The 21,053-nt window shown below is 64.3% G+C and carries 10 protein-coding genes; 4 read left to right on the top strand and 6 right to left on the bottom strand.

Features of this window, described 5'->3' with window-relative positions:
- The first annotated feature begins 21 nt into the window (after positions 1-21).
- Positions 22-1,032 carry a type I glyceraldehyde-3-phosphate dehydrogenase gene (gene gap / locus ACHAC9_RS08475; RefSeq protein ID WP_435759058.1) on the top strand — a complete coding sequence of 337 codons (1,011 nt, stop codon included), beginning with the start codon at positions 22-24 and terminating at the stop codon, positions 1,030-1,032.
- 129 nt (positions 1,033-1,161) lie between these two features.
- Here gap and ACHAC9_RS08470 read toward each other — a convergent pair whose 3' ends face one another.
- The 5 genes from ACHAC9_RS08470 to glnE form a co-directional block, all read right to left on the bottom strand.
- Positions 1,162-1,395 (bottom strand): hypothetical protein, encoded by a 234-nt coding sequence (locus tag ACHAC9_RS08470; RefSeq protein WP_435759056.1) that lies wholly within the window; start codon positions 1,393-1,395, stop codon positions 1,162-1,164.
- 376 nt (positions 1,396-1,771) lie between these two features.
- Positions 1,772-4,627 carry a TonB-dependent receptor plug domain-containing protein gene (locus tag ACHAC9_RS08465; RefSeq protein ID WP_435759054.1) on the bottom strand — a complete coding sequence of 952 codons (2,856 nt, stop codon included), beginning with the start codon at positions 4,625-4,627 and terminating at the stop codon, positions 1,772-1,774.
- A 300-nt stretch (positions 4,628-4,927) separates the two neighbouring features.
- The gene (map, locus tag ACHAC9_RS08460) at positions 4,928-5,692 is read right to left on the bottom strand and encodes a type I methionyl aminopeptidase (RefSeq protein ID WP_435759052.1); all 765 of its coding nucleotides are present in this window, start codon (positions 5,690-5,692) and stop codon (positions 4,928-4,930) included.
- Between the two features lie 197 nt (positions 5,693-5,889).
- Positions 5,890-8,706, bottom strand: a complete 2,817-nt coding sequence (locus ACHAC9_RS08455; protein ID WP_435759051.1) for a TonB-dependent receptor domain-containing protein — start codon at positions 8,704-8,706, stop codon at positions 5,890-5,892.
- Positions 8,707-8,948: 242 nt separating this feature from the next.
- Entirely contained in the window at positions 8,949-11,672 is a 2,724-nt protein-coding gene (gene glnE / locus ACHAC9_RS08450) for a bifunctional [glutamate--ammonia ligase]-adenylyl-L-tyrosine phosphorylase/[glutamate--ammonia-ligase] adenylyltransferase (protein WP_435759049.1), read from the bottom strand.
- A gap of 165 nt (positions 11,673-11,837) precedes the next feature.
- Here glnE and ACHAC9_RS08445 point away from each other — a divergent pair, with 165 nt between their 5' ends.
- The 3 genes from ACHAC9_RS08445 to tldD all read left to right on the top strand — a co-directional run bounded on the left by ACHAC9_RS08445 (position 11,838) and on the right by tldD (position 18,325).
- Complete coding sequence (locus ACHAC9_RS08445; RefSeq protein WP_435759048.1) at positions 11,838-15,983, top strand: YhdP family protein; 4,146 nt, start codon at positions 11,838-11,840, stop codon at positions 15,981-15,983.
- 2 nt (positions 15,984-15,985) lie between these two features.
- Positions 15,986-16,783 (top strand): carbon-nitrogen hydrolase family protein, encoded by a 798-nt coding sequence (locus tag ACHAC9_RS08440; protein ID WP_435759046.1) that lies wholly within the window; start codon positions 15,986-15,988, stop codon positions 16,781-16,783.
- A gap of 81 nt (positions 16,784-16,864) precedes the next feature.
- Entirely contained in the window at positions 16,865-18,325 is a 1,461-nt protein-coding gene (gene tldD, locus ACHAC9_RS08435) for a metalloprotease TldD (protein WP_435759045.1), read from the top strand.
- Positions 18,326-18,387: 62 nt separating this feature from the next.
- Here tldD and ACHAC9_RS08430 read toward each other — a convergent pair whose 3' ends face one another.
- Positions 18,388-21,045 (bottom strand): TonB-dependent receptor, encoded by a 2,658-nt coding sequence (locus ACHAC9_RS08430; protein ID WP_435759043.1) that lies wholly within the window; start codon positions 21,043-21,045, stop codon positions 18,388-18,390.
- Positions 21,046-21,053 lie beyond the last annotated feature (8 nt).

Raw genomic sequence — 21,053 nt, 5'->3', positions numbered from 1 at the left:
TTTCAATCAGGAGCAAAAAGTATGACCATCAAGGTTGCCATCAACGGCTACGGCCGTATCGGCCGCAACATCCTGCGCGCTTTCTACGAAGGCGGTAAACAGCAGGACATCCAGATCGTCGCGATCAACGACCTCGGCGACGCCAAGTCGAACGCCCACCTGACCCGTTACGATACCGCCCACGGCAAGTTCCCGGGCACCGTCACGGTCGAAGGCGACAACATGATCGTCAACGGCGATCCGATCCGCGTGTTCGCGCAGCGTAACCCGGCCGAGATCCCATGGGGCGAGCTGGGCGTCGACGTCGTGCTCGAGTGCACCGGCTTCTTCACCACCAAGGAAAAGGCCTCGGCCCACCTGAAGGGCGGCGCCAAGAAGGTCATCATCTCCGCGCCGGGTGGCAAGGATGTCGACGCCACCATCGTCTACGGCGTCAACCAGGATGTATTGAAGAGCACCGATACCGTCATCTCGAACGCTTCCTGCACCACCAACTGCCTGGCCCCGATGGTCAAGCCGCTCAACGATGCGATCGGCCTGGAAACCGGCCTGATGACTACCGTGCACGCCTATACCAACGACCAGGTGCTGTCGGACGTGATGCACGAAGACCTGCGCCGCGCCCGTTCGGCCACGATGAGCATGATCCCGACCAAGACCGGCGCCGCCGCCGCGGTCGGCCTGGTGCTGCCTGAGTTGAATGGCAAGCTCGATGGCTTCGCGATCCGCGTGCCGACGATCAACGTCTCGCTTGTCGACCTGACCTTCATCGCCAAGCGCGACACGACGGTGGACGAAGTCAACGCGCTGATGAAGTCGGCCTCGGAAGGCGCCCTGAACGGCATCCTGACCTACCAGACCGAGCCACTGGTCTCGATCGACTTCAACCACAACCCGGCATCGTCGAATTTCGATTCGACCCTGACCAAGGTGTCGGGCCGCCTGGTGAAGGTTTCGTCGTGGTACGACAACGAGTGGGGTTTCTCGAACCGCATGCTCGACACCACCGTCGCACTGATGAACGCGAAGTAATTGGCAGGCCATGAGCTGCCGTGGATGGAACAAACGCCCTTCGGGGCGTTTTTTAATGTTTCTGCACAAACGACACCGAGGAATCAGGGTTAAAACCTTGCCATTCAGCCTGAATTGGTCCGTACCGGTTTATTGACGCGTATTCATCAATCGTTCGTTTTCAAGGGCTTGCTTGTCAACGTCAGAAATCGGGGCAGGCGAAGCTTCCTGCTTGGAGCGCTTGCGCGGAATAATGGTTCCGATCGGGACGTAGGCATCCGCCAGACGCTGCGCTGCCGGGGCATTACCCGATTCGGTGTCTGGCGTGCTTGCGCATCCTGCGATTGATACAATCACGACCGCCAACAAACAAAGAACTTTCATGCATCCTCCGTAATGGTTTCAGAATACGCATCAGGTATTCGATAGTTGAAACTTTATCATCGGAATCGTCATCAAAATCTGTTTAATGGTATATATGTTAAAAATATTCTGAACGTGACAAAGCGCGCATTTTGGCGACGGCGCGCATGATATCTTCGTCGTGCGGACCACGGTGGACGAAGTAAACGCACGGTCGAAGTCGCCTAGAAGGCGCCCTGAACGGCAAAGTAATCTGCACGTCAACTGCAGGCACAAAAAAACCCGCTGCTCAGCGGGTTTTTTCGTCCAGCGGCAGCGCGTGCGTAGCGAGGCGGCTGGACAATAAAAAAAAGGCGGGCGCCAGAGCGCCCGCCTCTTTACTACAACCAACCGCTCATCAGAAGCTGTATTCCGCGGTCAGGCGCACGCTGCGGCCCTGCACGTCCCGCAGGCTTTGCGGGATCACGCCGCCACCATCGCTGGCGAACGCACGCAGGTCAACTGGCGGCCGGTGGTCGAAGATGTTACGCATGAATGCAGTCAGGGTCCAGTTCTTGAAGCCGCGGTAGGCTAAGGTATAGTCCCAACGAACGTAGGAACCGACCTTGCATTCCGAAGTGCTCCAGCCGCGGGCCTCGCAGCCTTCAGTGGTGAAGCTTTCATCGAAGAAGTCGCCACGCAGCTGGGTGCCGCGGTTATAGCTTGCACGCAGCGCATTCGAGAAGTTGCCGGATTCCAGCGCAACCGTCGTGTTGGCGACGACTTTCGGCGCGTCATAGCGTCCGGCCAGATTGTCGCCATAGTCGCCGCGCGAGGTGCTGAAATAGCGCAGGTCGGTCAGGTAAGTCGCGTTCGCGTCCACGTTGACTTTGCCGTAGCCGGTGTTGAAGCGTCCCGAAGCGGTCACGTCAAGACCGCTGGTCTTGGTCTTCGACACGTTCTCGAACATGCCCGAAGTACCGATCAGCGACCCCGCCGTTACGCCATACTGAGCGCGCTCGGCAGCATTGAAGGTCTTGTCGTTAGCCAGCGTACCGCGTTCGATCACGCCTGCCGGCTGGTCAGCTTCCGCCGCCAGCAGGTCGGAGGTGCTCTTCAGGCCAATCTCGTCCTTGCGCACGATGTTCCAGTAGTCGACCGAGAAGCTGTAGCCCTTCACAGGCTCGTACACGAAGCCCAGGGTGGCGCTGCGCGAGGTTTCCGGTTCCAGATCCGGATTGTTGCGCACATTGCTGAACACACCGGCTGCGCACTCGTTGCCCTCGACTGTATCGGCGCGTGCGGCAAGCCGTTGCTTGTTCGGATCGTCGGACGCCAGCGCGTCGGCCTGGGCATCGAGGTCCTGGGCCAGGGCCAGCGCCTGCGGGCAACGCCGCGGGTCGACCACGCCGTTGTCGAACGCGAACTTGCTTGACTGGGCGCTTTCGGTCAGGTTTGGCGCGCGGAAGCCCGATTCGATGGTACCGCGCAGCATCAGCTGCTTCGTGGCGGCATAGCGGAAGGCCAGCTTTGGCGACACGTGAGCATCGAAGTTCTCGTACTTGTCGAGGCGTGCAGCACCGTTGAGTTCGAGCTTGTCGGTAACCGGCACATTGACCTCGGCGAACGCGGCGCCGGTCATGCGCTTGGCGTTTGCCGTGGCCGAACCGTTGCCGACGATGTCCCCGTTCAGCAGGTTTGCAGTTGGATTGATCTCGAACTTTTCGTGACGCAGTTCGCCGCCAAGGGCCAGGCCGACCGAGCGGCCGCCGATCTGGGCGATTTCGCCGCTGATCTTGCCATCGACGAAGAACTGGGTGATCTTGCCGTCATAGCCGTTTTCCGGGAACAGGGTGTTGAGTACCTGTGCCGAATTCTGCTGGCCGATCTTGTAATCGCGATTGAAGAAATTCGGGTCGAGCGCCACGTAATTTTCGTCGAACTGCGAGTAGTCGCCGATGACCTGCTTGAAACCGCTGGCGCTCAAGGTGCCACGGCTGCGCATCTTGGTCTTGCTGCCCATGACGCCGGCCGCCGTCTCCCAGTCATACTTGTCCCAAGTGCCCTTCAGGCCGGTCAGCACGCGGTACTGCGAGCTCTTGACCGTGCTGTCGCCGCCTGCGTCTGCGAAGCGATAGCGCAGTTCAGCCGGCTCGCCCGCCGTGCTCAGCGGGTGCGTCCCCGGCAGATACAGGGACGTGAAGGTGAGACGTTCACCGGTGCGTGGATTACCCCAGACGGTGTCCGGATTGGCGGAGCCATATGTCGGGAACGCGCTCAAATAATCGGTCTGGGTCTGCGAAAACAGCACTTCGGCGAAGGCATCGACCTTGTCGTTGATGCGCAGCTTGCCCGACACCAGGGCGTTAACGCGTTCGGCTTCCGGCACTGCCTGGAAACGCGAGAAGCGGTCGTACTGGCACAGGCCAGAGGCGACGGTGGTGCAGCCTGCGATTGCACCGGCGTCCGTGTTGCCCGGATAGCTGAACGACGAAGGCGCGCCGCGGTCGCCGAACATCCGGCCGCTGCCCGACGCGACGGCGCCAAATTTCCGGCCGTAGGCTGGGTTCATGTCGTCCACCACCTGGCGCCAGTTGACGGCATTGCGCTTGAACAGTTCGACGTTGGCCAGTACGTTGTAGCCGTCATTGGCGAAGTCGCCGACTCCGCCGGTGATGCTCGCGTTCGACGTCCTGAATTCGTTGTTCTTGAGCGAGCGGTCCTGGCTTGCCTTCAGGTGCACGCCCTGGTAGTCGCCACGGGTGATGATGTTGATCACGCCGGCCACCGCGTCGGAGCCGTACACGGCCGAACCGCCGTTGCGCAGCACTTCGACGCGTTCGATCGCGTCCAGCGGCAGCGCATCGAGGTTGGTGAACACTTCGTTGTAGTCGGCCAGTGCATACGGCGCCACGCGACGCGAGTTCAGCAGGATCAGGGTCGACTGCTTGCCCAGGTTCCGCAGCGACACGGACGACGAGCCGCCGGCGAACGAATTGCTGCCGCCGATGTCGGTCAGACTGCCGGTCGACGAGGTCAGCGTACCGAGCAGTTCGGTCACCGAATTGGCGCCGGTGCGCACGATATCTGCGCGCCGCATGACGGTCACCGGCGTTGCCGTTTCCGAATCGATCTTCGCGATGTTCGAACCGGTCACGAAGACCTTCTGAACTGGCTGGCCGGTTTCTTGTTGTTGGGCGACCGCCATCTGCGCATAAGCCAGGGTCAATGCAACCGCCAGCGCGCTTTTCTTGATAACACTGTGTCGTTTCAAAATTTCTCCAAATTTCATTGATGGACCATTCCGGCAGGGCCTGAGCATGCCAAATGTCTAGGAAAGCAATTTGAATAAATAAATTGTTACGGTCAAGTGACAGAGCGCTACTTTCCGATAAAAATATTCATTTGTGTTCAATAAACAACTGAATTTACTGTTGAGTGAAGTTGTGCGAGTTTAAGCTGTATAGACGAAAAAATCGTCGGGTATTTACGGTTAGCACCGTACCTCGCATATCAGAGGTCGTAGAACAATGTTAAATCGAGCTATCGGTATTGGTGCCGGTCTGTACTGCACTCAGCCTTTCGGCCAAGGCGTCAGGATTTCAAAGCCGTGCGCGGTCACCGCGATCATGTGCTCCCACTGGGCCGAGAGCGAACCGTCGCGCGTGACCACGGTCCAGCCGTCTTCCTGCTGGGCCACTTCGTCGTCGCCGGCGTTGATCATCGGCTCGACCGTGAAAGTCATGCCTTCCTTGAGCAGCAAGCCCGTGTTCGGGCGGCCGTAGTGCAGCACCTGCGGGTCTTCGTGGTAGACGCGCCCGATGCCGTGGCCGCAGTAGTCGCGCACGACCGAGTAACCCGCGCTCTCGGCCCGCTTCTGGATCGCGTGGCCGACGTCGCCCAGGCGCGCGCCCGGACGCACGGCGCGGATGCCCGCCATCATGCACTCGAATGTGGTGTCGACCAGGCGCTTGGCTTCAGGGCTCGGGGTGCCGGCGTAGTACATGCGGCTGGTGTCGCCGTGCCAGCCATCCTTGATGACGGTGACGTCGATGTTGACGATGTCGCCATCGTTCAGGATGTCCTTCTCGCTCGGAATGCCGTGGCAGACCACGCCGTTGACCGAGGTGCACAGGGTTTTCGGAAAGCCGTGGTAGCCGACGTTGGCCGGGGTCGCCTTCTGCACCTTGCGGATGTACTCGGCGCAGCGGCGGTCGAGTTCTTCGGTGGAGACGCCCGGCACGACGTATTCGCTGATCATGTCCAGGACCTCGGCGGCCATGCGGCCGGCAACGCGCATCTTTGCGATGTCCTTGTCGTTCTTGAGTTTGATTGCCATCGTCTGCCTTAATGGTCTGTACGGGGAACTGCCGCGGACCGGTTTTTTTTAATCCGCAATCATACCTCAGTGCCTGAGGCAGCCGTACTGAGGCAGGCAACGCTCTGCGTCGGAAAAAAAAATCCGCCGGGCTTGCCGGCGGATCCGATGCTGTCACGTCAAGGCGCCGTGCTGGCCGCCCCGACATGGCGAGCTATTTAAAACTTGTACGACGCATTGACATACGCGGTACGGCCGCGCGCATCGTAGTAGCGGTCGTCGTAGCCGAACTGTTGGCCACGGCCCGCGCCCGAGGTCGACGGAACAAACGGCGGTTCCTTGTCGGTCAGGTTGAGCACGCCGGCAGTGATCGACCACATGGCGCCTGGCGTCCAGACGGTCTGCCAATCGACGGTGGCGAACGAACCGACCTTATAACGGACGTCTTCCTGGCCGGTGACGTTGCCGCCGGCGTCGAGTACGTCGACCAGGGTTTCCTGGTCGCGATAGCCCGACTTGAAGTTGACAGTCAGCGTATTGGCGAAATTGCCGGTCTTGAGGGTGTTGCGCCAGGTACCGCGGTTGCGGAAGGTAACACCGCCGAGTTCGGCGAAGTTGCCGAGCGCCGAATAGTATTCGCCGTTTTCTTCCAGCTGGCTCGTCTCGCGCAGCATCTGCGAGATGTTTAGCTGCGACGTCAACTGGCCGTATGGGGTACGGTAGCGGCCGGTGATGTCGTAGTCGATGCCGGTGGAGTACGACTTGCCGAGGTTCTGGTTATCTGCCTTGAAAGCGAGGTAATTGCGGCCGGTGGCGATATCCACCTGCGAACCCCAAGAGCTGGCATAGCGCTGTGGATCTGCAAAGACGACCTGTTCGTTCAACTGGCCGAAGGTGTCGCGAATCGAGACAGTCCACAGGTCGAGGCCCAAGCTCAGCGCGCGGAATGGCTCGTAACGGAAGCCCAAGGTCGCCTGGCGCGATTTTTCCGGCTTCAGGTTCGGATTGCCACCGGCCAGCTGGTCATACTGGCCATTGCCTGGGCGGCAAATGGCATTGTTTGCCGTGGCGACCGCTTGCAGTCCCGGCGTACATGTGTAGTTTTCGCTGGTAACGCCGTAGCTCTGGAGCGCTGCGTTGACCTGTGGAACGGTCGGTGCGTGGAAACCATTGCCGACCGAGCCGCGGACCAGGAAGCTCGTCGTTGGCGACCACTTGAAGCTGGCTTTGCCGGTGACGGCGCTGCCGAAGTCCGAATAGTTGTCGTAGCGCGCGGCAGCGCCCAATTCCAAATTCTTGACAACCGGGATGACCAGCTCCGCGAACACGCCCTTGGAGGTGCGTTTCGCCTCATACGGCAGCGCGCTGGCTGCATCGCCGAAACGCTGGTCGCATTCCAGACCGGTAGTGCCGCCGCACGGCGTACCGGCAGCAGGATCGGCCAGCGCGCCTTGGGCGAACAGGCTCGGCTTCGACGCGTATTCCTCGCGGTTGAAGTTGACGCCCATACCGAGCATCATGGCGCCGCCCGACAGTTGCATCAATTCGCGCGAGCCGTTCAGGGTCAGCGAATTCAGTTCAGAGACGCCACCATCCCAATAGCCGGAATAGGTAGCCGCGCGGATTGCTTCCTGTGCGGCCGCGCTTTGCTGGCCAGGGCCGACGAACGGGTCGAGCAGGCCGCTGCTGGTCAGGTTGCTGACGGCAAGTGCGCCAGGATAGCCGGCGATATAGCCCTTAACCTTGCTTTTGGAGAAGTTGTACGACGTGTCGTAATCCCAGCCGGCGACGTTGCCGCGCGAACCGAAGACGGCGCTGGCAAATCCTGCCACGTCGTTCGATGTACGCTGGCCCATGTCGAACAGGCGGTAGAAGGCAACGCTATCACCGGTGATGCCAATCGGGGCAAGGTAGCGGGTGTGCAGCGCCGAGCCGGCGTCGATCCCGATCTGTCCCGGCACCGGAGCGATGCGCGAGCTTTGGCGCGATTCCGAGATCAGCACATCGGCGTACAGCTCTTGCCCAAATGCTTTCGTAACGCCGGACACCATCATGTTGCTGCGTTTGCGTTCCGGGAAGATCTCCAGGTCCTTCACGAAGTCGTAGCCGCAGTAGTCGTCGACAAAGTTCTCGCCGCCGAACGAATAGGGCTGGGTGACACGGAAGGTTTTTGTCGGGCAGCTGCCGCTGGTGCGCAGGGCCGGGCTGATCAGCTGGCCGCGGTCGTCGAGGGCGTTTGCCGGGATCGGGCTAGGCGAATATTGCTGGATCCGGTACTGTTTGCCGTTCTGGGAGAAAGTGCGCTGGCCGGTATCGGCGAACGTACGGTCGCCCGAGCTGAGCTTGGTGCGCTCATCGTAGCCGAGGGTCAGCATGACGTTATAGCCGTCTTCGTCGAGCGAACCGAAGCCCTTGGTCAGGCTGACACGGCGTTCGCGCGCGCCATCTTGCGGCTTCGAATAGCCAACCGTGATGTCGGCGTCGGTACGGTCGTGCTTGGTGATGAAGTTGACGACGCCGGCAATGGCGTCGGCGCCATACAGCGCCGAGGCGCCGTCGGTCAGCAGTTCGACGCGTTCGATGGCCGACAGCGGGATGGAATTGAGGTCGAAGCCGGCGGCGAAGCCCGTCAGGGTCTGGCCGCCGAACTGGGCCAGGCGTTTGCCGTTGAGCAGCACCAGGGTACGGGTTTCGCCGACGTTGTGGATCGAAATACCCGCGAAGCCGAAGGTGCTGCCGCCGACCGATGCCGATTCGCCGGTCGAGCCCTGCACCGTCGACATGCGCTGCACCAGGTCGGCCATCGAGGTGACGCCCGATGCGCGGATCGCTTCAGCTGTCATGACCGTGACCGGAAGTGCGCCCTCGGCGGCGATACGCTTGATCGATGAACCGGTCACTTCCACGCGCTGCATGACTGGTTGTTCCTGCTGCTCCTGTGCCAGCGCTTGCTGGGCGGCTACGCCGAGACCGAGCGCGACGCCGCTCGAAAACATCAGGCGCAGCGATTGCGCCAACACTTTTTCTTTAAACATTGATTGGTGTTCCTATTGTAGGCATATAAATCCAGACACCAGCGTGGAGGATTTGCAAGTCGTGGGTACTGGTCTGGGTGTGTATAAAGAAGTTCGTTCTTTTTACATTCGCAATGGAAGCATTTGGAGGCCACCGTTGTCAATGCAAGCACAGTGTAAAGATAGAAATGTTGTAAATCTGCGTACTTACATTGTTTGAATGCTCACGCCGGAGTGCGGAATGTGGGGAACTGGCCAGACGTTTACCGGGCGAGGCCGAAGATCGCCTGCCACAGCCCCGTCACCGCAGCCGCATGGTGTGCCACCAGCGCTGCCGCGACCCGCGCTTCACTTCCTTGCAGCCGGAGCTGGTGCTGCAGCCTGCGCATGACGCGGTAGGCATCGGCAGCGCCGGCGGCGAGCAACGGATCGATCAGGCCCAGTTCGGCGCTGCGATGCAGGAGCGCGATGTTGCCGGCATTGGCAGTCAGCTGCGGGTGCTGCGAGGAATGGCGCAGCACCAGGTACTGGACGATGAATTCGATGTCGATCATGCCCCCCGTGTCCTGCTTCAGGTCGAACAGGGTGCTGCGGTTCGGATAGGCCTCGTGCATGCGCTGGCGCATCTTGAGCACCTCGGCCTTCAGTCCATCGGCTTGCGCGTTGCGGTCGCGCCGCAGGACGGCTTCGCGGATGGCCTCGAAGCGCTCGCCGATCGATCCGTCGCCGGCGCAAAAACGTGCGCGGGTAAGGGCCTGGTGCTCCCAGACCCAGGCCGCATTGTGCTGGTAGCGCTCGAACGCGGCGAGCGAACTGACCAGCATGCCGCTGGCGCCGTCAGGGCGTAGCGCCGTGTCGATGTCGAACAGGATCCCGGCCGGGGTGTGCGCCGTCATCCAGGTGATGAAGCGCTGGCCCAGTTTCGCGTAGTTCGATGGCGCCATGTCGTCATCGTCGTCGAACAGGAAGATGACGTCGAGGTCGGACACATAGCCCAGTTCCTTGCCGCCGAGCTTGCCGTAGGCGATGACGGCGAAGCGCGGGTCCTCGCGGTGGCGCGTGGCCACCGCGCGCCATGCCCAGCGCACGGTGGCGGCAACGATGACATCGGCGAGCGCCGAGAGGTGGTCGGCCAGGCGTTCGACCGACAGTTCGCCGGCCAGGTCGAGTGCCAGCAGCCGGAACACCTGGGCGTGGTGAACGTCGCGCAGGATGTCGAGCTGGAGTTCGGTGTCGCCCGCCGCTTCCTCGAGCTTGGCGTCGAGGCTGGCCGCCAGCGCGGCCGGTTCGTCGATGCCGCCGCGGTCGTCGAGCAATTCGTCGAGCAGGATCGGGTGCAGGGTAAGAAACGTCGCGGCCCAGCCGCTGGCGTGCATCATGCGGATCACGCGCTCGAGCGTGCGCGGGTATTCGGAGAGCAGCGACAGGTAGGCCGAGCGCCGCGCAATCGCCTCCAGAAAGTCGAGCAGGCGCCCGAGGGTGGCGCCGTGGCTGCCGACGCCGGCGTCCACGACCACGGTGGCAACCAGCGGCAGCGCAAGGTTGACCAGGGCCAGCAGCCGGACCCGGCTCGCGTCGGGCAGGCTCTGCAGGCGCGGCGCGGCCCAGGTGGCGGCCAGGCGGCGCGCGCCGCCGGCGGGATCCTCGTAGCCGAGGGCGCCTAGGTGGGCCACGATCGCGGCGATTGCCTCGGGGTCGGCCGCAATCGCTTCCAGTTCGGCGCGCTCCTCGCCCGGCGGCACGCTTTTGTCGGCGAACATGTCGTCGAATTGCCCGGCCACGAAGGCACGCTGCTCTTCCAGGCGATCGAGCAGGGTGGCCACATCGGGCAAGCCCATCATCTGCGCGACGACGAGGCGGTCGGCGTCGTTCGCCGGCAGGGTATGGGTCTGGGCGTCTTCCAGGTATTGCAGCCGGTGTTCGAGGTTGCGCAGGAAAGTGTAGGCTTCGAGCAGGCGCTCGACCGTCTCCTGCGTCATCAGCTCGCGCTCTGCCACCAGGCGCAGGGTGACGCGGGTCGAGCGTTCGCGCAGGGCCGGGTCGCGCCCGCCGCGAATGAGCTGGAACACCTGGGCCAGGAATTCGATTTCGCGGATGCCGCCGCGCCCGAGCTTGACGTTGTTGCTGCGGTCCGGATGCAGGCGTTCCTGGCGCTTCACTTCGGCGCGGATCTGGGCGTGCATGTTGCGGATGGCATCGATCACGCCGAAGTCGAGATAGCGCCGGAACACGAACGGCCGCACGATCGCTTCCAGTGCGGCGATGTCTTCCTCATGACCCGTCACGGCGCGCGCCTTGACCCAGGCATAGCGCTCCCATTCGCGACCCTGCACGATCAGGTATTCCTCGACCATGCTCAGGCTCGCTGCCAGCGGTCCCGAGTTGCCGTTCGGGCGCAGCGCCATGTCGACCCGGAAGGTAAAGCCGTCTTCGATCACTTCCGACAGCGCGCCGATCAGGCGCCGCCCCAGGCGTATGAAAAACTCGTGATTCGACAGCTCGCGCTGATGCGGCCCGGCGGCGGTTTCGCCATCTTCCGGATAAACGAAGATCAGGTCGATGTCGGACGACACGTTCAGTTCGCCGCCGCCCTGCTTGCCCATCGCCAGCACCATCATTTCCTGCGGACGGCCGGATTCGGCCCCCATCGGCATCCCGTGGGCGGCCACCAGCTCGGCCATCAGGTCGGCCAGGTGGGTGCGGATGGCGAAGTCGGCCAGGCCCGTCATGGCGCTGACGACTTCGTTCAGGTCGGACAAGCCTTCCAGCTCGCGCCGGATCAGGGTCGCCAGCAAGAGGTTGCGCACGCGCCGCATGGCGCGCGGCAAGGGGATGGCGGCCTCCAGCTCGTGCGCCAATAACGCGCCGAAATCCGGGCAAGCCAGCGATAATTGGGCCAGCTGTGCGACGCGCTCTTCACGCCCGGGGGCGGCGGCGATCCAGCGTTGGTAGAAGCGCGAGGCGCAGGCGGGGGAAGCTGAGGTCATCGGGTAGTCCGGCACGAGTGTAAAAGCGTTCCGACAAGCAGCATGCGGTAGAATTGCCCGCCGTGCCGCCCCGGTCAGCACGATGGTGAGGTAGACGCCGCAATCCTAGCATGCGCTCTTATTCAAAGAATTACTTTACGGCGAGCCTTTTTTATTAGCACCCTGATGCAAAACCCGGAACCGCAGGCGCCCGCGGCGCCCGTGCCGCTGGCCGAACGCTGGCGGCGGTTGCGTGCCGCCTACCGCTATGCGAACCTGGCTTCGCATCATGTGCTCGGCTTTGTCGTCAAGCTGGCGCTGCTCGTGTATTTCGGGCTCGGCATCCTGTTCCTGGCGCTGCGCTATGCCATCCTTCCGAACATCGACCTCTACAAGGACGACATCGAACGCGCCGCCAGCCGCGCGCTCGGCAACCAGGTCGCGATCGCCCGTATCTACGCCACCTGGAGCGGCCCGCATCCTTCGCTGTTCCTGGGCGACGTCACGCTGCGTGATGCGGCGGGGCGCCAGGTGCTGGCGCTGCCCTCGGTGTCGGCCACCTTTTCCTGGTGGAGCGTGTTCGCGGCCGAGCCGCGCTTCGAGACGCTCGAACTGATCCGGCCGCAGCTGGACGTGCGGCGCGGGCTCGATGGCGTGATCCAGGTGGCCGGCATGCGCATCGATCCGAAGGGAGACAAAGGCGGCCCGGGCGGCGACTGGGTGTTCCGCCAGCGCGAGATCCTGATCCGCGAAGGGCGCGTCGACTGGACCGACGCCCTGCGGGCGGCGCCCACCCTGAGCCTGCGCGATGTCGGCGTCGTGCTGCAGAACCACTGGACCACGCACCGGTTTGCCTTGACGGCGACGCCCCCGAGCGCGCTGGCCAGGCCGCTCGACGTGCGCGCGCATTTCACCCATCCGCGCTTCGGCGGCCGCGTTTCCGACATCGCACTGTGGCGCGGCGAGCTGTACGCCGACCTGCGCGAAGCCGATCTGGCCGCCTGGCGGCGCTACATCGACTATCCGTTTTCGCTCACCCAGGGCCGCGGTTCGCTGCGCGCCTGGATGACGCTCGACCAGGCACGCCTGGCCGGATTTACCGCCGACCTGGCCCTGGCCGGCGTGGCCGCACGCGTGAAACCGGACTTGCCGCAGCTGCGCCTGGCTCGGGTCACGGGCCGCCTGTCGGCGCGGGAAACCCTGGTGCCCGGGAAGGAGGACGGCAAGCCCACCTTTGGCGCCAACGGCCATACGGTCAGCCTCGACAATTTCACGGTAACGACGCACGATGGCCGCATGCTGCCGCCGGCCACGCTGACGGAAACCTTCACCCCGGCGCGCGCCGGCAAGCCGCAACGCGTGGCGATCCAGGCGCGCCAGGTCGACCTCGCCGCCCTGGCCGAGCTGGCCGCGCAGCTGCCCCTGTCCGACCTGCAGCGGCGCGCGCTGGCCGACTTCGCGCCGCGCGGGCGCCTGCTCGATTTCTCCGCTTCCTGGGATGGCCAGTATCCGCGCCTGGCCGGCTACCGGGTCAAGGGTCAGGTTGCCGGGCTCAGCCTGCAACCGCAGGCGGCGCGCGCGGCGCAGGCCGGCGCGCAGGCCATGCCGGCCTTGCCGGGCTTCGACAACCTGTCGGGCAGCATCGACGCCACCGACAAGGGCGGCAGCATCACGGTCGACGCGAAAGCGCTGGCGCTGCACATGCCGGCCTGGTTCGCCGCGCCGTCGATGCCCTTCGACAGGCTGGCGCTGGGGGCGCGCTGGACCTACCAGGCGAAGGAGCAACTGCTGGTCGAAGTCGACAAGCTCGATTTCGCACAAGGCGGCTTGCGCGGGACCCTGGCGGGACGCCACCTGCTGCCCCTCGGGGCCGGGCACGGGCCGGGCGTGGCCGACATCACCGGCACGCTGGACGGGTTCCAGATCGCCCAGGTCGGCCGTTTCCTGCCGCTGGCCACGCCCGAGGGATTGCGCGGCTGGCTGAGCACGGCGCTGCAGGGCGGCATGCTCAACGATGTGCGCCTGCGCCTGCGCGGCGACCTGGCCGAATTTCCCTTCCGTGCCGGTAACGCGGCCGCACGCGCACGCGGCGAATTCCGCGTCGCCGGACGCCTGGCCGGTGCCGTGCTCGAATACGCGCCGGGCCACCGCACGCCGGACAACAAGCCCCAGTGGCCGCTGGCGGAAAGCATCGACGGCAGCATCGTGTTCGAGCGCGCACGCATGGAAATCCATGCCGAGAAGCTGCGCACGCTGGGCCTGGACCTCTCCGATGTTAAAGCGGTGATCCCGAACCTCGGTTCGCACGAGATGCTGCTCGCTATCGACGGCACTGCCGCCGGCGCGCTGCCGGATTTCCTGCGCTACGTCGCGGCCAGCCCGGTGCTGGGCTGGATCGGCCACTTCACCGACAACACGCAAGGCACGGGCAACGCCCGCCTGGGCTTGACCCTGCAAATGCCGCTGGCGAACCCGGTCGACACCAAAGTGCAGGGAGCCTTGCAGTTGCAGGACAATACTGTGCAGCTGCTCCCGGACCTGCCGCCTTTCGTGTCCACGCACGGCAACATCGAATTTACAGAGCGTGGCGTGAACCTGAACGGAATCGGCGTGAATTTCCTCGGCGGGCCGCTGGCGCTCTCCGGCGGCACCCAGCCCGACGGGTCGATGGCGATCCGCCTGGCCGGCACCCTGTCGGCCGACGGCATGCGATCGAGCGCGCCGGCGCCGGCGGTGGCGCGCCTGGCCAGCCGCCTCTCGGGCAGCACGCGCTACGGCGGCTTGATCACCGTGCGCGATCGCCAACTCAATGTCACACTCGATTCGACCCTCGCCGGCCTCGGCCTGGAATTCCCGGCGCCGCTGAACAAACCCGCGCTGGACGCGCTGCCGCTGCATTTCGTGCTGAACGGCGCGCCCAGCACGCCGGATGGCGCCGGGCGCGACGAACTGCGCCTGTCGCTGGGCAATGCGGTCGCCGCGCGCTATGTGCGCAGCAAGGCCCCGCGCGGCGCCTGGACCGTGGAACGGGGCGGCATCGGCGTCAACCTGCCGGCGCCCGAGCCGGACGAGGGCATGATGATCAACGCCGACATGAAGTCCCTGGATGTCGACGCCTGGGTCGCCACGGCGCGCTCGATTGCGGGCGAGGGCGAATCGGGCGCAACCGCCGGCAGCGGCGCCGGTGGCGCCGGACTGAATTTTGCCCAGTACGTGCTGCCGACAACGATCGCGGCGCGCGCCTCGGAATTGTTCGTCGGGGAGCGGCGCATGGCCGACGTCGTGGTCGGCGCCTCGCACCGCGGCAACGTCTGGCAGGCGAACATCCATTCGCGCCAGGCCACCGGCTACCTGACCTGGAGCCAGGGACAGGGGCAGGGCGTGGGCAAGGTCACTGCGCGCCTGGCCTCGCTCGTGATCCCGGCATCGCAGGCGGCTGAAGTAAAAGAGCTGCTGGAGTCGAACCGCGGCAGCAGCGCGACCATTCCCGCGCTCGACATCGTGGCCGAGCGTTTTGAACTTTTCAATAAGCAATTCGGGCGTCTTGACCTGCAGGCCAGCAATGTCCAGGCACTGGCCGGCAAGGAGTGGCGCATCGACCGGCTGTCGCTGACCAATCCCGACGGCCAGCTGAAAGCGACCGGGCGCTGGCTGACGAAAGATGGCAAGAGCAACACCGGCATGAATTTCACGCTCGACATCATCGATGCCGGGCGCTTGCTCGACCGCCTCGGTTTCCCGGAAACGCTACGCCGTGGCAAGGGTAAACTCGCGGGCGACCTGTCCTGGGCGGGTTTGCCGTATGCGATCGACATTCCCTCGCTGTCGGGCCAGATCGAGTTGAACGTGGGCGGCGGCCAGTTCCTCAAGCAAGACCCGGGTGCGGCCAAGCTGCTTGGCGTGCTCAGCCTGCAAGCGCTGCCGCGCCTCCTGAAGCTCGATTTCCACGATGTGTTCTCCGAGGGTCTTGCTTTCGATGGCATCAGCGCCAACGCCATGATTACGCGCGGCGTCGTGAAAACCGACAACCTCAAGATGCATGGCGTGGCCGCCACCATCCTGATGGAAGGCACAGCCGATATTGCCAACGAATCGACCGACCTGCGCGTGGTCGTGATTCCGGAATTTAACCTCGGTACCGGACCGCTGGTCTACGGCCTGGCGGTCAACCCGATCATCGGCCTGGGCTCGTATCTGGCGCAACTGTTCCTGCGCGCGCCGGTGATGAAGGCGCTCACTTACCAGATGCAGGTCACGGGGCCGTGGAAATCGCCTACCATTGTCAAACTCGACAACCCGCCGCCGCGTGCGGCCGCCAAAGCGAAGGAATAGACATGACCCGTGTTGCCGCAGTCCAGATGGTATCGACCCCCGACGTCGGCCACAACCTCGCCACGGCGCGCCGGCTTGTCGGCGAAGCGGCCGCTCTGGGTGCGACCCTGGTGACCCTGCCCGAGTACTGGCCGATCATGGGCATGAGCGATACGGACAAGGTGCGCCAGGCGGAGCCGGAGGGCGCCGGCCCGATCCAGGATTGCATGCGGCTTCTGGCGCGTGAACACGGCATCTGGCTGATCGGCGGCACCTTGCCCCTGGTGTCGAACGAGTCCGGCAAGGTGCTCAACACCACGCTGGTCTACGACCCGCAAGGCGAATCGATCGGCCGCTACGACAAGATCCACCTGTTCGGCTTCAACAAGGGCACCGAATCCTACGACGAGGCGCGCACCATCGTGCCGGGCGAAGCGGTGAGCAGCTTCGAGGCGCCGTTCGGCCGGGTCGGCCTGTCGGTCTGTTACGACCTGCGCTTTCCCGAGCTCTACCGTGCGATGGGCGAATGCGCGCTGATCGTGGTGCCGGCCGCGTTCACCCACACGACCGGCAGCGCGCACTGGGAAGTGCTGCTGCGCGCCCGCGCCATCGAAAACCAGTGCTATGTACTGGCCTCGGCCCAGGGCGGCACCCACGCCAACGGCCGGCGTACTTTCGGGCACAGCATGCTGATCGACCCGTGGGGCGAGGTGAAGACGGTGCTGCGCGAGGGCGAGGGTGTGGTGTCGGGTGAGCTCGATCCCGCCTTCCTGGCCTCGGTGCGCGAGAGTCTGCCGGCGCTGCGGCACCGGAAGATGTAAGCGCCGTCACCCGCGTCCGCATCGGTGCGATGTGGGCGGATATGGCACAATGCCCGCATCCACACGAGACACACACGCAAAATGACCCCATTCGAACCGAACCTTTCCTCCCTGGCTGTCGCGCGCGATGTGCTGCTGACGCCGTTTGGCCTCGACGAAGGCAAGTTGCTGCGCACGCTGGGCACGATGTTTACCCACAAGGTCGACTATGCCGACCTGTATTTCCAGTTCACCAAGAGCGAGGGCTGGAGCCTGGAAGAGGGCATCGTCAAGACCGGCAGCTTCTCGATCGACCAGGGCGTGGGCGTACGCGCCATCTCGGGTGAGAAGACGGCCTTTGCCTATTCCGACGAAATCTCCGAATCGGCGCTGCTGGACGCGGCCGCCGCGACGCGCACGATCGCGCGCGCCGGCGCCGGCCGCGTGAAAGTGGCCAGCAGTACCCAGCCGACGGGGGGCCGTTCGCTCTACCTGCCGCGCGACCCGCTCGCCTCGTTGGATGCCACCGCCAAGGTGCGCCTGCTCGAACGCGTCGAGAAAATGGCGCGCGCCAAGGACCCGCGCGTGGTGCAGGTGATGGCGGGCCTGGCCGGCGAATACGACGTGGTGCTGGTGGTGCGCAGCGACGGCGTGCTCGCCGCCGACATCCGTCCGCTGGTGCGCGTGTCCGTCACCGTGATCGCCGAGCAGAACGGCCGGCGCGAGACCGGTTCTTCGGGCGGCGGCGGGCGTTTCGACTATGGCTATTTCGACGACGAGATCCTCGAACGGTATGCCAGTGAGGCCGTGAAATCGGCACTGGTGAACCTGGATGCGCGTCCGGCCCCGGCCGGCCCGATGACGATCGTGCTGGGACCGGGCTGGCCCGGCGTGCTGCTGCACGAGGCGGTCGGCCATGGCCTCGAGGGCGACTTCAATCGCAAGGGTTCGTCATCCTACGCCGGCATGATCGGCCAGCGCGTCGCCGCCAAGGGCGTGACCATCGTCGACGACGGCACGCTGCAGGACCGCCGCGGCTCGCTCAACATGGATGACGAGGGTAATCCGACCCAGTGCACGACGCTGATCGAGGACGGCATCCTGAAGGGATATATCCAGGACACGATGAATGCGCGCCTGATGAAGATGCCGATCACGGGCAACGCACGCCGCGAATCGTTTGCCCACCTGCCGATGCCACGCATGACGAATACCTACATGCTGGCGGGCGACAGGGACCCGGCCGAAATCCTGGCCTCGGTCAAGAACGGCCTGTACGCGGTCAACTTCGGCGGCGGCCAGGTCGACATCACAAACGGCAAGTTCGTGTTCTCGGCCAGCGAAGCCTACATGATCGAAGACGGCAAGATCACCTATCCGGTGAAGGGCGCGACCCTGATCGGCAACGGCCCGGAAGTCATGAACCGCATCTCGATGATCGGCAACGACATGGCGCTCGACGCCGGTGTCGGCGTGTGCGGCAAGGAAGGCCAGAGCGTGCCGGTCGGCGTCGGTCAGCCGACGCTGCGCATCGATGGCGTGACGGTGGGCGGTACGGCGTAAGATTTGCTGCTGTTGCTATAAATGAATGCCCGGCGTTGCCGGGCATTTTTTTCGACCGCAATTCAAAACTTGTACGTCAGCCGCGCATACACCGTCCGGCCGAGCGGGTCCGTGTAGCGCGGATCGTAGCCCAGCTGGAAGTTGGTGACCTGGTTGGTGAATGGCGGCTCCTCGTCGAACAGGTTCTTGATGCCGGCCGTTAGCTCGAACTGCTTGTGCCCGGTAAAGGTCGTGGACAGCGACCAGGTCGAGTAATGCCCGACGTTGTTGGCGAACTCGGGTGCGACTGCCGTGTTCTGGTCGACGTAGTGCGACATATACCGGTTCGAGAGGTTGAAGGTGTAGTCGCCGCTTACCAGCGTCAGCAGCAGGTTGTGGCGCCACCGGAATACCGGCGTGGCGTCGGCATAGCGCCCGGCGTTTTCGGTGAAGGGGCCGCCGCGCTCGTTCTGGTAGTCGTATTTGTTGACATAGGTACCGTCGAGACTGAGGCTGACGTTGCCGAACGGGTTGCGCGGCAGCCGGTACAGCACCGACAGGTCGAGACCGCGGGTGCGCACTTCGCCCAGGTTGCTGGTGATGTCGAGCACATAGTCGAGCCGGTTGCCGGCCGCGTTATACACGAACAGGTCCTGGTAGCGCGCGAAGTTGCTGAAGATGGTTTGCTCGGCCAGCGCGCTGATCTGGTCCTTGAGGCGGATGTTCCAGTAGTCGGCGGAGACCGTCAGCGATGGTAGCGGCTCGACAACGATGCCGGCGCTGTAAGTGCGCGAACGTTCCGGCTGCAGGTTGGGGTTGCCGCCGCCGCGCACGTTCTGCTGCTGGCCGCAGACGATGTTCGGGTTGGCGCCGGGAATCGGTGTGCCGCCGGGGCACAAACGCGGGTCGTCGTAGGTGTCGGAGCTGTTGGTCGTCGTTTGCGGGCCATACAGGTCGAACAGCGTCGGCGCGCGGAAGCCCTTGTTGAACGAACCGCGCACCAAGAGCTGCTTGACCGGCTGGTAGCGCAGCGCCACCTTCGGGTTGAAGCTGCCGCCGACGTCGTTGTAATGGTCGTAGCGCGCGGCGAAGTTCAGTTCCAGGTCCTTGATCACCGGAACGTTGAGTTCGCTGAACACCGCGCCGATGCTGCGCGCGCCGGACTGGTCCTGGGCGTCTGCCGAACCAGAGCTCGACGCCTGCGAGGCCAGGGCCCGGTTGACGAAATATTTGGCGCGATCGCGCCGGAATTCGGCGCCGATGGCGAAGCCGAGCGGCCCGGCCGGCAGCGTCATCAGCTCGCGGCTGGCGCGCGCATCGACGGCACTGCTGTGGATGCGCGCATGCAGGTATTCGCCCAGCAGCAGGGAGTTCTGCAGGAACTCGGCACCTGCCGCGCTCTGCGGCCCGAAGGGATTGAGTGTGCCATCGCCGACGCCGTCGATGATGCGCTGGTCGATCACATAGCCGCCATCGAAGATGCTGCGCGCCCGCCCCAGCGAATGCGCGATGCCCGCGTTGTAATCCCAGCCGGCGAGCGTGCCCTCCAGGGTGGCCAGCAGGCGCACGGTACTGCTGCTGTCGGTATTGACGCGGCCGCCCGTTTCGGTCGGGCGCCAGCTGATGTCGAGGTTTTCTCCGGTCAGGCCGGGGAAGGCCGGCGTGACGCCGGCGCCCGGGTAGTAGGGGCTGGCCGACGTCATGGTCACGCCGATGTTCGACAGCGGCGGCGGGGCCACGCGCGCCTCGTTGGTGCTGCGTCCGAACACGAACTCCAGGCTGCCCAGGTGGTCGGGCGTGAACTGGCGGTTGAACTTGGCCATCGCGCTGTACTGGCGCGTCTTGGGAACGTTGTCGACATATTGGGTGAAGTCGAATTCGCATACCGGCTCATCAAGGGCAGGCGCGGTATCGGGCGGACGGCAGCCGCTGGCGAAATAGGGGTTGCCGGCGATGCCGTTGTCGGAAAAGAAGTTGGCCGGGAAGGTCGTGCGGCTGACCTCGTTCATGCCGCGGTCCGGCCGCACGCCGGTGCGCGAGAAGCTGCGGTCGACCGCGCGCAGCGCGCTTTGCTGGTGGTAGTCGAGCACGCCGAACATGCTGTAGCCGTCGCGGTTCAGGTCGCCCCAGCCGCCCGACAGGTTGATGCGCTGCTCATTGCCGCCGCCGCGGCGCAGCGGCTCGTAGCCTTCGACCGTGAGGGCGTTGCCCTTCACCGAACGCTTGGTGATGAAATTGATGACGCCGCCGATGGCGTCGGTGCCGTAGATGGCCGAGGCGCCGTCGCGCAGCACCTCGACCCGCTCGAGGGCGGCGATCGGAATGATGTTCAGGTCGACGGTGTCGGCGAAATACGGGTGGTTCGCCAGGCGCCGGCCGTTGAGCAGCACCAGGGTCTTGTCGCCGCCCAGGCCGCGCAGGTCGGCGCTCGATCGCCCGCCGGTGCCGGAACCGACCGCCGACGCGCTGACTGTCGAGGTCTGGTTCATCGGGATCGTATTGAGGACATCCTGCGCCGTGGTCAGGCCCTGCTTGGCGAAGTCGGCGGCGCGGATGGTGGTGATCGGCAGCGATGTTTCCGTTGCCAGCCGTTTAATTGACGAGCCCGTCACTTCGACGCGCTGCATCGGCTGGCCGCTCGTGTCCTGCGCGAGCGCAAGGGGACAGGCAAGCAGGCCCAGGCCCGCGACGGCGCCGCCGAACAGCCGCGACATGGTGCGGGACAAGATGGTTTCATTCATTTTCCCCT

It is taken from the genome of Massilia sp. CMS3.1 (genome assembly GCF_051262535.1).
In the GTDB taxonomy this organism is placed as follows: Bacteria; Pseudomonadota; Gammaproteobacteria; order Burkholderiales; family Burkholderiaceae_D; genus Telluria.
The sequence above is the reverse complement of the archived record's forward strand: the minus strand, read 5'-3'. Positions and strand labels throughout refer to the sequence as shown.